The sequence below is a fragment of the Geodermatophilus sp. SYSU D00742 genome, assembly GCF_054049935.1.
Genome location: NZ_JBJGYJ010000001.1, coordinates 78,091 through 92,109, shown reverse-complemented (window position 1 = coordinate 92,109; position 14,019 = coordinate 78,091). Strand labels below are relative to the sequence as shown.

Sequence of the window (14,019 nt, the reverse complement as noted above, 5' to 3'; positions counted from 1 at the left end):
GGCCGCTGTGACGGCTGTTCCGCGCGGGTGGGGCCGTCGCCGGTCCGAACTACAGTGGTGTCGTCATGAGCAGCGTCCAGCAGGCCCTCCCCGGTACCGCCGCCCTCCAGCGCTCCGCCTCCGGCTCCCTGGGCCGGGAGCTGGACCGCATGCTCGCCGGGCTCAACGGCCCGCAGCGTCAGGCCGTCGTCCACGAGGGCGGGCCGCTGCTGATCGTCGCCGGTGCCGGCTCGGGCAAGACCCGCGTGCTCACCCACCGGGTCGCCTACCTGCTCGGCGCCCGAGGGGTGCAGCCGGGCGAGGTCCTGGCGATCACGTTCACCAACAAGGCCGCCGGCGAGATGAAGGAGCGCGTGGCCGCGCTCGTCGGCCCGCGTGCCCGGGCGATGTGGGTGTCGACCTTCCACTCGATGTGCGTGCGCATCCTCCGCGCCGAGGCCGGCAAGCTCGGCATGAAGTCGTCGTTCACCATCTACGACCAGGGCGACTCCGTCCGGCTGATGACGATGGTCGCCCGCGACCTCGACCTCGACGCCAAGCGCTACCCGGGCCGCAGTCTCGCCGCCCAGGTGTCGAACCTGAAGAACGAGCTCGTCGACGAGGAGAGCTACGTCCCGGGGACGGCGCCGGAGAAGGTGCTCGCCGAGGCCTACAAGCTCTACCAGCGGCGGCTGCGCGAGGCCCACGCCATGGACTTCGACGACCTGATCATGACGACGGTCAACCTGCTGCAGGCCTTCCCGGACGTCGCCGAGCACTACCGCCGTCGGTTCCGCCACGTGCTCGTCGACGAGTACCAGGACACCAACCACGCGCAGTACGTGCTGGTGCGCGAGCTGGTGGGCCCCGAGGGTGGTGCCGTCCCGCCGGCCGAGCTGTGCGTCGTGGGTGACGCCGACCAGTCGATCTACGCCTTCCGCGGCGCCACGATCCGCAACATCGACGAGTTCGAGCGCGACTACCCGCAGGCGACGACGATCCTGCTGGAGCAGAACTACCGCTCCACGCAGCGCATCCTTAGGGCGGCCAACCAGGTCATCGCCAAGAACACCGGCCGGCGTCCGAAGAACCTGTGGACCGACGCCGGGGACGGCGAGCTGATCGAGGGCTACGTCGCCGAGAACGAGCACGACGAGGCCGCCTGGGTCGCCGAGCAGATCGACGCGCTGGTCGACGAGCGCAAGGCCAGGCCCAAGGACATCGCGGTCTTCTACCGGACCAACAACGCCTCCCGCGTGTTCGAGGAGGTGTTCATCCGCGTCGGCATGCCCTACAAGGTCGTCGGCGGGGTGCGCTTCTACGAGCGCAAGGAGGTCCGCGACGCGCTGGCCTACCTCAAGGTGGTGGCCAACCCGGCCGACGTCGTCAGCCTGCGCCGGGTCATCAACGTGCCCAAGCGGGGGATCGGCGAGAAGGCCGAGTCCTGCATCGAGAGCTTCGCCGACCGGGAGCGCATCGCGTTCGCCAACGCGCTGCGCCGGTGCTCGGAGGTCAACACCCTCGCGCCGCGGTCGCTGAAGGCGATCCAGGAGTTCGTCGCGCTGCTCGAGGAGTTCGAGCACCTCGTCGAGACCGGCTCCGGTCCGGCCGCGCTGCTGGAGAGCATCCTCGACCGCACCGGCTACCTCGCCGAGCTGCAGGCCAGCACCGACCCGCAGGACGAGGGCCGCGTCGACAACCTCAACGAGTTGATCTCCGTGGCCGCGGAGTTCGAGGCGGCCAACCCGGGCGGCTCGGTCACCGACTTCCTCGAGCAGGTGTCGCTGGTGGCCGACGCCGACCAGATCCCCGTCGCCGGGGACGAGGCCGGCGTGGTGACGATGATGACGCTGCACACGGCCAAGGGGCTGGAGTTCCCCGTCGTCTTCCTCACCGGCATGGAGGACGGCGTCTTCCCGCACCTGCGGGCCCTCGGCGACCCGCGCGAGCTGGAGGAGGAGCGCCGGCTGGCCTACGTCGGCATCACGCGGGCGCAGCAGCGGCTGTTCATCTCCCGGGCGACGGTGCGCACCAGCTGGGGGCAGCCGGCGTACAACCCGCCGTCCCGGTTCCTCGACGAGCTGCCGGCCGACACCGTGCAGTGGGCGGGGAAGGAGCCGGCACCCGCGCCGAGCACCGGGTACCGCTCCGCGCAGACGCGGGTCGCCGCCAGCGGGCTGTCCACCGGCGGGCTGCGGGGCGGTGCGGGCAACCGCGCGGTCATCTCCGTGGAGGTGGGGGACCGGGTCAGCCACGACGCGTTCGGTCTCGGCACCGTCGTCGAGGTCACCGGCGCCGGCGACAAGGCGCAGGCGACCGTGGACTTCGGATCGGGTGGCACCAAGCGCCTGGTCCTGCGCTACGCCCCGCTCGTCAAGCTCTGACCCCGCGGTCGCCGGACAGGACCGCGGCCGGCCGTGTGCCGTCCGCCGCCGACGCGGGACGGTCGTCGACCGGTCAGATGTGGACGTCGCGCTCGGCGAGGAAGTCCTGCGGGTCGATCGGGCGGCCGCTCATGCCGCCGCGGTGGATCTGGTAGTGCAGGTGCGGCCCGGTGGACTGACCCTCGTTGCCCACCTTGGCGATCTGGTCGCCGGCGTGCACGAGGTCGCCGGCCGACACCGAGTAGTAGCGCATGTGGCCGTAGACGTGGACGTTGCCGTCGGCGTCCTGGACGTAGACCGCGTTGCCGTACCCGGAGGCGCGGCCGGCGCGGATGACCACGCCGTCGGTGGCGGCCAGGATCGGCGTCCCCAGGGGCGCGGCCAGGTCGATGCCGTAGTGCATGGTGCCCCAGCGCTGGCAGAAGCAGGTGGTGAGCCGGCCCTGGGTCGGCAGCACCGTGCGCGGCGTGCGGGCGGCGCGGGAGGCGGCGAGCTCACCGAGGCGGGCCCGGGCTTCGGCCTCGGTGATGCCGCGGCGCACCCCGGCGTCCTCCATGTCACCGGTGAGGCCGACGTCGGAGGCGACGCCGAGGCCGTACTCAGCCGCGCTGACCGCCACGTCGGTGGCCTGGTCGCCCATGGTGGAGGGCAGGGCCGCGACGACGGCGCCCACGACGAGGGCGGCCAGCCACAGGGGGCCGCGCTTGCCGGGCGGGCGGGGCAGGCAGCGGCGTCGGGCCGGCTCGGCGTCCTCGGAGGACCCGGACAGGGCTGCCGGCACCGCGGGCGCGGCGGCCGCGGTCGGCACGGGGTCGACGGCGCTCCGGGGTGCGGGGATGACGGGAGCGGCCGGCTCGTGGTCGGTCCCCGGTCGCTCGAGCAGCGCGGGCTGACGAGACACGGAGCACCTCCTAGGGGCAGCGACCCTCCCGATCGGTGCCGCGGGGGCAGTCCGCCGGGGGAGCGACGACGGCTGGGGCGTCCCGGGCGGGGCGCCGCCGGTGGGTACCGGCGCCGTGATCGGACGGTAACGATCCGTCAGGTCACCGACGGTCAGCGACACCCCGTGTCGCCTTGTCTGCAACCCCTGGGGCGGACGTGACGGACGAGGCCGTCGGGAGGTGGGTGACCGGTGGGGCGCCGTCGGTCGGGGCCCGGCGCAGGGGTGGCGGCGCGGACGGCCGCCGGTCGGCGACGGGCGGGGTGACGGCCGACAGCTGACGGGGGTCGGTTGTGGAACGGCCGTCAGCTGACGGGGACCGGTGGGGTGACGGCCGTCAGGTGACGGCGACCGGGACCGGTGTGGTGGTCGTCAGGCGACGGCGGCCGGCGCGGTGGGGGCGGGCACCTCGGGGCGGCGCACCCCGGCGAGGGTGGCCGCGACCTCGTCGACCACGCCCCGGTGGAACGGCAGCGACATGTGGCCCACCCCGCGGACGAGCACGTTGCGGACCAACAGGTCGGGGTGCTCGCACCGGCCGGCGGTGGTCGGCAGCACCACCTGGTCGAGGTCGCTGTAGATCGCGGTGACGGGCGTGCGGACGCCGGGGGCCGGCTCGGCCAGCTCCCGCAGCACCGGTGAGCCGGGACGCAGCTGGCGTACCAGCGGGGTCGGTACCAGGTGGGCCAGCACCGAGCCCTGGTGCGGCGTCCCCAGGGTCACCAGGGACTCCACCCGCCGGTCGCCGTCCTGGCGCTGCACGTGGTACCGGGCGATGAGGCCGCCGAGGCTGTGTCCGACGACGTGCACGCGCTCGTGGCCGGTCTGCTCGCAGACGCGTTCGAGGTGGTCGCCGAGCGCCCGGGCGCCGCGGGCGAGGTCGGTCAGCAGCGGGCTGTAGTTCCACGAGCAGACGTGGGCGAAGCCGCGGCGGCGCAGGCTGCGGCGCATCACCGCGAAGATCGAGTGGTTGTCGACGAGTCCGTGGACGAGGACGACCGGGATGCGCGCGGCCAGCGGGTCGGCGGCGAACAGCGCCCGGACGCCGGGGGGTTGCTCGCCGGGGCGACACCGTGGGTCGAGCCGCAGCGGCTCGCTCCGCGTGCCCAGCGGGTACATGAGGACGTGTGCGCCGACGAGGGCGAGTTCGGTGATCCCGCCGGTCACGGCCGCGCGGGTGACGAGGCTGCGCAGCGGGATCCGCGGCGTCCGCGAGGCGCCGCCCACGGTGTGCGAGTCTGGTCCGGACTCCGGGTCGCCGAGTGGGCGCATCTGTCGGTCCCTCCCCGTTCGTGACCACCGGTGGAGCCCGGGCTCGACGTTCGCCGGTGGCGCAGCCGACCTCGGTCATGCCCGGTTCACCGGACGGTAAAGCTGCGGTGTGCCGTTCGTCACACAAGCGCAACGCGCGACGGCGGATCGACGCCGGTTCGTGACCGACTCGACGAAGGGGGAACGGTGGCCGCCCGCGATGCCTCCACCCGCGACCGGGACCCCGGGCGGGGGAGCGGTTCCGCCCGCGACCGGGACGCCCGCCGGGGCAGCGATCCTGCCCGCCGTGCCGCGACGGCCCGGCGCACGGGACCGCGCCGTCCGTCGGACCGGCCCGGTCCGCCACCCGTCCAGGCCGACGGGCTCGTCGTCGGCACCACCCCGCCGGCCGCGCGACTGTCCGGTGCGCTGCTCGTCCTGGCCGGCCTCGCCGGCGTGGCCGCACTCGTCCCCACCTACCTGGTCGTAGGAGGGCGGGAGGTCACCCAGGCCGGTGGCCCCGGCAGCGTGCTGCTCGGCCTCGTCACCCCGCTCACCTCGGCGGTCGTGGGAGCCGGCCTGGCGGCCCGGCGGCTGCCCCGGTTCGGGCTGGGCTACGCCGGCGTCGCCGGGGCCCTCGCGGTCGGCCTGCTGCTCATCGAGCTGTACCGGGCCGACGCGTCCACCGTGCGCCCCGGCGTGGAGGTGATCGCCGGCCAGCGTGTGCTGACCAGCTCGGTCGAGATCGGCGCCGGCTGGGTCCTCGGCGTCGTCTCCCTCGCGCTCACCGTCCTCGCCGGCGTGCTGGCCGCCGCCTCGTGGGGGCGCACGGTCATGGAGGACGGCGGGTCGCTCGACCCCGCCCGCCCCGGGCTGGCCGGTCTCGCCGTGCTGCTGGGGGTGGGGACGGTGCTCTGCCTGGTGCTGCCGGCGGCCGACGTCCCCGACCGCCTGGTCACCGACCCCACGACGGGGCTGCAGACCGTGGTCGGGCAGGACGGCCCGCAGGGGCTGCTCGAACGAGCCGGGCTGGCGCTGCTCGGCGGACTCCTGCTCGCCGGTGCCGTCGTCCTCTGCTCGGTGCTCGCGCCCTCGCTACGGCCGCGCCTGGCCGCCGTCGGTGGGCTGCTGGCCATCGCCGCCGTCGTGCTCACCCTCGGGCTGGCCGGGCTGCGGGACGCCGCGGTCTCCGACGAACTGGAGTGGACGCTGCCCGGTGCGGGGCTGCTCGTCGCCGGGGTCGGGTACGGCGTCCTCACCCTCCTCGCCTGGCGGCTGCGCCGGTCCGCTCCACGCGGAGACTGACCGCGCGGCGTCCGGTGCGGGGGGACCGGGTGGGGTTGCCCGGGTCGTCCCTGCCTCCCACCCCGGCGGGTGGGGACGCCGGCCGGCCCGGGACGTGCTGGCCGAGCCGCGTGCACGGAGCTGACCAGCGCGGTCGCGCAGGGATCCGCCACGGGGGGTTCCCGCCCGCCCGCCGGGGCCCCTGTGAGACGGGCCACGCGCTCCGACGTGGGGGCGACGGCGGCATTCCGCGGGGGTTACGGTGCCTGTTCGTGGATCTCTTCGAGTACCAGGCCCGTGACCTGTTGGCCTCTCACGGCGTGCCCGTGCTGCCCGGAGGTGTCGCCGAGACACCGGAGCAGGCGGAGGCGATCGCCCGAGAGATCGGGACCACCGTCGTCGTCAAGGCGCAGGTCAAGACCGGCGGCCGCGGCAAGGCCGGCGGCGTCAAGCTCGCCGACGACGCCGAGACCGCCCGGGCGCGCGCCCAGGACATCCTCGGCCTGGACATCAAGGGCCACATCACCCACCGCGTGATGGTCGCCCAGGCCAGCGACATCGCCGAGGAGTACTACTTCTCCTACCTGCTCGACCGCGCCAACCGCACCTTCCTGGCGATGGCCAGCGTCGAGGGCGGCATGGAGATCGAGCAGCTCGCCGTCGAGCGTCCGGAGGCCCTGGCGCGCATCCCCGTGGACGCCCCCGTCGGCGTCGACACCGCCAAGGCCGCCGAGATCGTCGACGCCGCCGGCTTCCCCGCCGAGGTGCGCGACCAGGTCATCGCGATCGCCGTCCAGCTGTGGGACGTGTTCTCCAAGGAGGACGCCACCCTCGTCGAGGTCAACCCGCTGGCCAAGGCGCCCGACGGCACCGTGCTCGCGCTCGACGCCAAGGTCACCCTCGACGACAACGCCTCCTTCCGGCACGCCGAGCACGCCGCGCTCGAGGACGCCGCCTCGGCCGACCCGCTGGAGGCCGCGGCCAAGGAGAAGGACCTCAACTACGTCAAGCTCGAGGGCGAGGTCGGCATCATCGGCAACGGCGCCGGCCTGGTCATGAGCACCCTCGACGTCGTCGCCTACGCCGGCGAGGAGTTCGGCGGCGTGAAGCCCGCCAACTTCCTCGACATCGGTGGTGGCGCCTCCGCGGAGGTCATGGCCAACGGGCTGCACATCATCCTGTCCGACCCCGCGGTGAAGAGCGTGTTCGTCAACGTCTTCGGCGGTATCACCGCCTGTGACGCCGTCGCCAACGGCATCGTGCACGCACTGCAGCTCCTCGGCGACGAGGCGACCAAGCCGCTGGTCGTCCGTCTCGACGGCAACAACGTCGAGGAGGGCCGGCGGATCCTCGCAGAGGCCAACCACCCGCTGGTGACCCTCGTGGACACGATGGACGGCGCCGCGCGCCGGGCCGCCGAGCTCGCCGCCGCCTGAGGAAGACCCCTTCCTCCCCACCCCTCGCAGGCTCGGGGCGGGCCCCTGGAACGGGGCCGTTCCATCACCGTCAGACAGGACACCACTTCAGATGTCGATCTTCCTCAACGAGAACAGCAAGGTCATCGTCCAGGGCATGACCGGCTCCGAGGGGCGCAAGCACACCCAGCGCATGCTGGCCTCGGGGACGGCGATCGTCGGGGGCGTGAACCCGAAGAAGGCCGGCCAGAGCGTCGACTTCGACGGCACCGGCGTCCCCGTGTTCGGCTCCGTCGCCGAGGCGATGAAGGAGACCGGCGCCGACGTCAGCGTCATCTTCGTGCCGCCGGCCGGCGCCAAGAACGCCGTCATCGAGGCCGTCGACGCGCAGATCGGGCTCGCGGTCGTCATCACCGAGGGCATCCCCGTGCACGACTCGACCCACGTCTGGGCCCACGCCCAGGGCGGCTCCACCCGCATCATCGGCCCGAACTGCCCCGGCCTGATCAGCCCCGGCCGGTCGAACGCAGGCATCATCCCGGCCAACATCACCAAGCAGGGCAAGATCGGGCTGGTCAGCAAGTCGGGGACGCTGACCTACCAGATGATGTACGAGCTCCGTGACATCGGTTTCTCCACCGCCGTCGGCATCGGTGGCGACCCGGTCATCGGCACCACGCACATCGACTGCCTGCAGGCCTTCCAGGAGGACCCGGAGACCGAGGCCATCGTCATGATCGGTGAGATCGGTGGCGACGCCGAGGAGCGGGCCGCGGACTTCATCAAGGCCAACGTGACCAAGCCGGTCGTCGGCTACGTCGCCGGTTTCACCGCTCCCGAGGGCAAGACGATGGGTCACGCCGGCGCGATCGTGTCCGGCTCGGCCGGCACCGCGCAGGCGAAGCAGGAGGCCCTCGAGGCCGCCGGCGTGCGCGTGGGCAAGACCCCGTCGGAGACCGCCCGCCTCATGCGGGAGATCGTCGGCGCCTGAGGCCCCGACGCGGGCGACCGACGCTCGGTCCACACCACCGCTGCCCGGCGACCTCACGCGAGGTCGCCGGGCAGCGGCGTTCCGCGGTCTCGGTAGCGTCCCGGTGGGTGAGGCCCGACGCGCCACGGTTGCCGGTGGCGGACCCGCCCACTGACGATGCGCTGAGTGATCAAGCCACTACCGAGGAGCGCCCCGCGATGACCAGTCAGCCGCCTCCGCCTCCTGGCGGGCACGGGGAGCCGGGGTCCGGCTCCGAGCCGGGGCAGCAGGCCGGGCACGGCGGTCAGCAGTCGGGGCACGGGCAGGCGCCCCACGGCCAGCAGCCGCCGCCCGCCGGGCAGCAGCCGGGCTACGGCCCGCAGTCGGGCTACGGCCCGCAGCCGGGGTACGGCCCGCAGTCGGGCTACGGCCCGCAGCCGGGGTACGGCCCGCAGCCGGGGTACGGGCAGCCGGGGTACGGGCAGCCGCCCGGCTACGGCCAGCAGCCGGGCCACGGCCAGCCGCCGGGTTACGGCCAGCAGCCGGGTTACGGGCAGCAGCCGTACGGCCAGCTGCCCTACCCGCAGCAGCCCGGTCACGGCGGGCAGCAGCCGTACGGGCAGCAGGGCGGGTACGGCCAGCCCGCCTACGGGCATCAGCCGGCCTACGGGCAGCCGGGCTACGGCCAGCCGTACGGCTACGGCCAGCAGTCGCCGTACGGGCAGACCCCGTACGCGCGGCCGGCCGGGTCCGGCGCGTCGGTGGGCTTCGACCTCAAGCGACTGGGTCTGGCCGACTACGTCGTCGCCGGTGGCACGCTGCTGTTCCTCCTGCTGGCGTTCCTCCCCTGGTACCGGATCGACGACGTCTTCTTCGGGTCCAGCATCAGCTTCAGGGGCTGGGACTCCGGGCAGGTGACGACGGCGGTCCTCCTCTTCCTGCTGGCCACGGTGTGGGCGGTGCTGCCCGCCTTCGTCGACCTCCGGCTGGGGTTCCCGCGCTCGGCCATCACGGTCGGGCTGGCGGCGCTGGGTTTCCTGTTCGCCCTGCTGGGCTGGCTGGACTCCTTCAGCGAGGGCTTCGCGTTCAGCACCTGGGCGCTGCTGGGGTTCCTCACCGCCGCCGCGGTCCTGGTGTCCGCCGTCCTCCGGCTGCTGCCGGAGCTGCGGAACCGGCCGTCGACGCCCGGTGGCCCGACCGACGCCACGCAGTGGGCCGACCAGCAGGCACCGCGGTTCGGCGCCCAGCAGGGTGCGCCGGGCCAGCAGGCGCCGTACGGGTACCAGGCGCCGCAGCAGCCGTACGGGCAGCAGCCGTACGGGCAGCAGTCGTACGGGCAGCAGTCGTACGGGCAGCTGTCGTACGGGCAGCCGTCGTACGGCCAGCCCCAGGAGACGGGGACGCCGCCCCCGCCGCCCGTGCGGCCCGAGCAGGGCGCGGGACCCGCTGCGCCCGGTGGTGCCACCGCCTCCGGCAGCGAGCCCGGGCCGACGCCCGGCGACGACTGACCGGGACGCACCCCACCCCGGCGAGGGGCGGCGACCTGCGGGTCGCCGCCCCTCGGCGCCTTTGTGGGAGCCGTTGGGCGCGTGCAGCGGCGATCGCGCCCCGGCCTTGCGAGAGTGGGGGAGTGGTCTCCCTGCTCGCACGTCTGACTTCGCCCGGGCAGCGGGAGCCGGGTGCCGGCCGGCCGGGGCACCCCGCCGTGCTCGCCGCCGTGGCCGCCGCGGCGGTCTCCTTCCTGGGCCTGCTCGGACTGGGGCTGGCCGTGGTCGTGGTCCAGACGCTGGACCCGGCCGGCGGGCTGCCGGTCGGTGGCTCCGCCCGGCTGGCCGGCCAGTTGTGGCTCCTCGCCCAGGGCGGTGGTCTCACCCTCGGCTCCGGTCCGCTCGTGCTCGCGCCGTTGCTGCTCACCCTGGCCGTCGCGTGGGGCCTGTCCAGCGCCGGCCGCGGGGTGGTCCGCTCCTGCGACGTCCACGGGGTGCGCGGAACGGCCGTCGTCCTGGGCGGCCTCACCGCGACGCACACCGTCGTCGCCGTCCTCCTGGGCCTCGCGGTCGACGACGCGGGGGCCCGGGTCGACCTGCTCCGCAGCACCGTCGGCGTCGCGGTTCTCGCCGTCCTCGCGGGTGGGTGGGGGACGGCGCGCGAGTCCGGCGTCCTCGACGGCGTACTGGACCGGCTGCCGCCTCCGGTGCGGCCGCTGCTGCGGGCGGTGCTGGCCGGGTTCCTCACCGCGGTCGCGTCCGGGCTCGCCGTGGTGGCGGTGGCGCTCGCCGCGGACGCGCGCGGCTACGCCGCGCTGTCGGGCTCCCTCGGCGGCGCCGGTGCCGGTGCGGTCGGCCTGCTCGCCCTCGGTGTCCTCCTGCTGCCCAACGCGGCGGCCGCTGCGATCGGGCTGGCCGCCGGCCCGGGGTTCGCCGTGGGCAGCGGCACGCTGGTCTCGGTACACGGCGTCACGCTCGGGGCGGTGCCGGCGCTGCCGCTGCTGGCCGCGCTGCCCGACACGCAGGCGGTGCCGCTGGTGGCGTTCGTGTCCCAGGTGCTGCCGGCGCTGGCCGGGCTCGTCACCGGGATCACCCTGGGCCGCCGGTTCGGCGACCACGGCGCCCAGGGCGGCTCGGTCGTCGCCGGGCTGTGGGGCGTGCTCGCCGGCGCCACCCTCGGGATCGCGTGCGGGGTGCTGGCGCAGGTCGGCGGCGGTTCCCTCGGCGACGGCGCGCTGGCGCAGGTGGGCGCCCCCGCGGTGGCCACCGGACTCGCCGTCGCCGCGCAGGCCGGGATCGCCGCGGCCGTCGGTGCCGCCGTCAGCCGCTGGCGGGCGCTGGGCTGACCGGCCCGGTCCCGGGGCCCCACCGCGGGCCTGCGAGTGGTGGGGGGACGGGGTCCGTCCGGCGCCTTATAGGGTCGCTGGCGTGCCCGCACACGTACCGTCCGCGCGGGCGCGGGTCGTGGTCCTCCTGTCCGGTACCGGGTCGCTGTGCGCGGCGCTGCTGGAGGCCACCGACGACCCCGGCTACCCCGCGACGGTGGTGGCCGTGGGCAGCGACCGCGACGCCGAGGGGCTCGAGCACGCCCGGCGTCGGGGCATCGCCACCTTCACCTGCCGGCTGCGCGACCACGCCGACCGGGCCGCGTGGGACGTCGCACTGGCCGCCGCGATCGCCGAGCACCGCCCCGACCTGGTCGTCTCCGCGGGGTTCATGAAGATCGTCGGTCCCGCGGTGCTGGGCGCCTTCGGCGGGCGGCTGGTCAACACCCACCCCGCGCTGCTGCCCGCCTTCCCGGGCGCGCACGCGGTCCGCGACGCGCTGGCCGCCGGGGTCGACGTCACCGGCAGCACGGTGCACCTCGTCGACGCCGGCGTCGACACCGGCCCGGTGCTCGCCCAGCGCGAGGTGCCCGTCCTCCCGGGGGACGACGAGGCCGGGCTGCACGAACGGATCAAGACCGTGGAGCGCGAGCTCCTGGTGGACACGGTGGCGCGACTGGTCACCGGCGAGGAGGAGTCCCGATGAGCGACCGCACCCCCATCCGTCGCGCGCTGCTGGGCGTCTACGACAAGACCGGCATCGAGGAGCTGGCCCGGGGGCTGGCCGGCGCCGGTGTCGAGCTGGTCAGCACCGGTGCCACCGCGCGCCGCATCGCCGACGCCGGGGTGCCCGTCACCCCGGTGGAGCAGGTCACCGGCTTCCCGGAGTGCCTCGACGGGCGGGTGAAGACGCTGCACCCGGCCGTGCACGCCGGCATCCTGGCCGACCGCCGCAAGCCCGAGCACGTGCAGCAGCTCGAGGAACTCGGTGTCGCGCCGTTCGACCTCGTGGTGGTCAACCTCTACCCGTTCACCGAGACGGTGGCCTCCGGCGCGACGCCCGACGAGTGCGTCGAGCAGATCGACATCGGCGGCCCGGCGATGGTGCGGGCCGCGGCCAAGAACCACCCGTCGGTCGCCGTCGTCGTCGACCCCGCCCGGTACGGGGACGTCCTCGAGGCCGTGTCCGCCGGCGGGTTCACCCTGGAGGAGCGGCAGCGGCTGGCGGCGGCGGCCTTCCGGCACACCGCCTCCTACGACATCGCCGTGGCCTCGTGGATGGGCAACGTCCTGGCCCCGGACGACGACTCCGGGTTCCCCGCGTGGGTCGGGGGCAGCTGGGAGCGTGCCGACGTCCTCCGCTACGGCGAGAACCCGCACCAGCGGGCGGCGCTGTACCGCAGCCACGAGCGGGGGCTCGCGCACGCCGAGCAGCTGCACGGCAAGCAGATGTCGTACAACAACTACGTCGACACCGACGCCGCCTGGCGGGCCGCGCACGACCACACCGACCCCTGCGTGGCGATCATCAAGCACGCCAACCCGTGCGGCATCGCCGTCGGACCGGACATCGCCGCCGCACACCGCAAGGCGCACGCCTGCGACCCGGTGTCGGCCTTCGGCGGCGTGATCGCGGCCAACCGCGAGGTGGACCTCGCGATGGCCGAGCAGGTCGCCGGGGTCTTCACCGAGGTCGTGGTCGCCCCGTCGTTCACCGACGACGCGGTGGAGGTCCTCACCGCCAAGAAGAACATCCGGCTGCTGCGGCTCCCCGACGCCGACCGGCCGGCCGCCGAGCTGCGGCCGGTCAGCGGCGGGCTGCTGCTGCAGGTGGTCGACCGGGTGGACGCCCCCGGCGACGACCCCACCACCTGGACGCTGGCCACCGGTCAGCCGCTGGACGCCGCCGGCCTCGACGACCTGGTCTTCGCCTGGCGCAGTGTCCGTGCGGTCCGCAGCAACGCGATCCTGCTCGCGCACGAGAAGGCCACCGTCGGGGTCGGCATGGGCCAGGTCAACCGGGTGGACGCCGCCCGCCTCGCGGTCTCGCGCGCCGGGGACCGTGCCGCCGGTGCGGTCGCCGCCTCCGACGCGTTCTTCCCCTTCGCCGACGGCCTGCAGGTGCTGCTGGACGCCGGTGTGCGGGCGGTCGTGCAGCCGGGCGGCTCGGTGCGGGACGAGGAGGTCATCGCCGCGGCGGCGGCCGCGGGCGTGCCGCTGTACCTCACCGGGACCCGCCACTTCGCGCACTGATGACCGGCCCCCTCGCCCCCCGCCGCCCGCCCGGCCGCGGCGACCCGCTGCGCGAGCCCGTGCCCCCCGCCGCACGCAGGGTCGCGGCAGCTGCCGGCACGGGCTCGCGGCCGCACGTCCGCCCGCCCGGGGCCGGTGCCCAGGTCGAGGGCCAGGACTTCGCCCGCGTGGACTGGTGGGGCGCCGAACTCGACGGGGTGACCTTCACGCGGTGCCGGTTCGACGACGCCGGGCTGGAGGAACTGGTCACCCGGCGGTGCGTGTTCGAGTCCTGTGTGCTGACCGGCGTCCGCATGGGCGGCTCCCGGCACCTCGGCTCGGCGTTCCTCTCCTGCCGGTTCGACCGGTCGCGGCTGTTCGACGTCACCTGGGAGGGCTGCAAGCTCACCGGCTCGCACTTCCCCGGGGCGCAGCTGCGGCCCATGACGTCGACCGAGAGCGACTGGAGCTGGACGAACCTGCGCGGCGCGGACCTCTCCGGCCTGGACCTGTCCGGTCACCGGTTCCGTGAGGCCGACCTGACCGGCGCCGACCTGCGCGAGTGCGACCTCACCGGCGCCGACCTCGACCGTGCCCGGCTGCAGTCGGTGCAGCTGCGGGGCGCGGACCTGCGCGGGGCCTCGACCGACCAGGTCGACTGGCTGGCGTTCGAGCTGACCGGGGTCCGCCTGGACCTCACGCAGACGGTGCAGTTCGCCCGCGCGCACGGCGCGCTGGTCGCGGACTGAGCG

11 protein-coding genes are annotated in these 14,019 nt (G+C 74.7%); 9 read left to right on the top strand and 2 right to left on the bottom strand.

Annotated elements, in window-relative coordinates:
* The first annotated feature begins 65 nt into the window (after positions 1–65).
* A complete protein-coding gene (gene pcrA / locus ACI78V_RS00390) occupies positions 66–2,363 on the top strand; it encodes a DNA helicase PcrA (protein ID WP_456847822.1) in 2,298 nt (765 codons plus the stop codon).
* A gap of 73 nt (positions 2,364–2,436) precedes the next feature.
* Here the strand turns inward: pcrA and ACI78V_RS00385 are convergent, their stop codons facing one another.
* A complete protein-coding gene (locus ACI78V_RS00385; RefSeq protein ID WP_456847820.1) occupies positions 2,437–3,264 on the bottom strand; it encodes a M23 family metallopeptidase in 828 nt (275 codons plus the stop codon).
* A gap of 411 nt (positions 3,265–3,675) precedes the next feature.
* On the bottom strand, positions 3,676–4,530 hold the full coding sequence (locus ACI78V_RS00380) for an esterase/lipase family protein (RefSeq protein ID WP_456847818.1): 855 nt from the start codon (positions 4,528–4,530) through the stop codon (positions 3,676–3,678).
* Between the two features lie 231 nt (positions 4,531–4,761).
* Here ACI78V_RS00380 and ACI78V_RS00375 point away from each other — a divergent pair, with 231 nt between their 5' ends.
* From ACI78V_RS00375 to ACI78V_RS00340, 8 genes are all read left to right on the top strand, one after another.
* Positions 4,762–5,859 carry a hypothetical protein gene (locus tag ACI78V_RS00375; protein ID WP_456847816.1) on the top strand — a complete coding sequence of 366 codons (1,098 nt, stop codon included), beginning with the start codon at positions 4,762–4,764 and terminating at the stop codon, positions 5,857–5,859.
* Positions 5,860–6,110: 251 nt separating this feature from the next.
* Positions 6,111–7,274, top strand: a complete 1,164-nt coding sequence (gene sucC / locus ACI78V_RS00370; RefSeq protein ID WP_456847814.1) for an ADP-forming succinate--CoA ligase subunit beta — start codon at positions 6,111–6,113, stop codon at positions 7,272–7,274.
* A gap of 91 nt (positions 7,275–7,365) precedes the next feature.
* Entirely contained in the window at positions 7,366–8,244 is an 879-nt protein-coding gene (gene sucD / locus ACI78V_RS00365) for a succinate--CoA ligase subunit alpha (RefSeq protein WP_456847812.1), read from the top strand.
* Positions 8,245–8,441: 197 nt separating this feature from the next.
* Entirely contained in the window at positions 8,442–9,731 is a 1,290-nt protein-coding gene (locus ACI78V_RS00360; protein ID WP_456847810.1) for a hypothetical protein, read from the top strand.
* 122 nt (positions 9,732–9,853) lie between these two features.
* Positions 9,854–11,056, top strand: coding sequence for a cell division protein PerM (locus ACI78V_RS00355; RefSeq protein ID WP_456847808.1), 1,203 nt, complete (start codon positions 9,854–9,856; stop codon positions 11,054–11,056).
* Positions 11,057–11,138: 82 nt separating this feature from the next.
* A complete protein-coding gene (gene purN / locus ACI78V_RS00350; RefSeq protein WP_456847806.1) occupies positions 11,139–11,741 on the top strand; it encodes a phosphoribosylglycinamide formyltransferase in 603 nt (200 codons plus the stop codon).
* Positions 11,738–13,288, top strand: a complete 1,551-nt coding sequence (gene purH / locus ACI78V_RS00345; RefSeq protein ID WP_456847804.1) for a bifunctional phosphoribosylaminoimidazolecarboxamide formyltransferase/IMP cyclohydrolase — start codon at positions 11,738–11,740, stop codon at positions 13,286–13,288. Before purN ends, purH begins: the two co-directional genes overlap by 4 nt.
* A complete protein-coding gene (locus tag ACI78V_RS00340) occupies positions 13,288–14,016 on the top strand; it encodes a pentapeptide repeat-containing protein (RefSeq protein WP_456847802.1) in 729 nt (242 codons plus the stop codon). The genes purH and ACI78V_RS00340 overlap by 1 nt, the downstream gene beginning before the upstream one ends.
* Positions 14,017–14,019: the final 3 nt, after the last annotated feature.

Bases quoted from the DNA above. Each gene is read 5' to 3' on its own strand.
- sucD (WP_456847812.1), top strand. From the start codon at position 7,366: ATGTCGATCTTCCTCAACGAGAACAGCAAGGTCATCGTCCAGGGCATG.
- ACI78V_RS00360 (WP_456847810.1), top strand. From the start codon at position 8,442: ATGACCAGTCAGCCGCCTCCGCCTCCTGGCGGGCACGGGGAGCCGGGG.
- ACI78V_RS00340 (WP_456847802.1), top strand. From the start codon at position 13,288: ATGACCGGCCCCCTCGCCCCCCGCCGCCCGCCCGGCCGCGGCGACCCG.
- pcrA (WP_456847822.1), top strand. From the start codon at position 66: ATGAGCAGCGTCCAGCAGGCCCTCCCCGGTACCGCCGCCCTCCAGCGC.
- purH (WP_456847804.1), top strand. From the start codon at position 11,738: ATGAGCGACCGCACCCCCATCCGTCGCGCGCTGCTGGGCGTCTACGAC.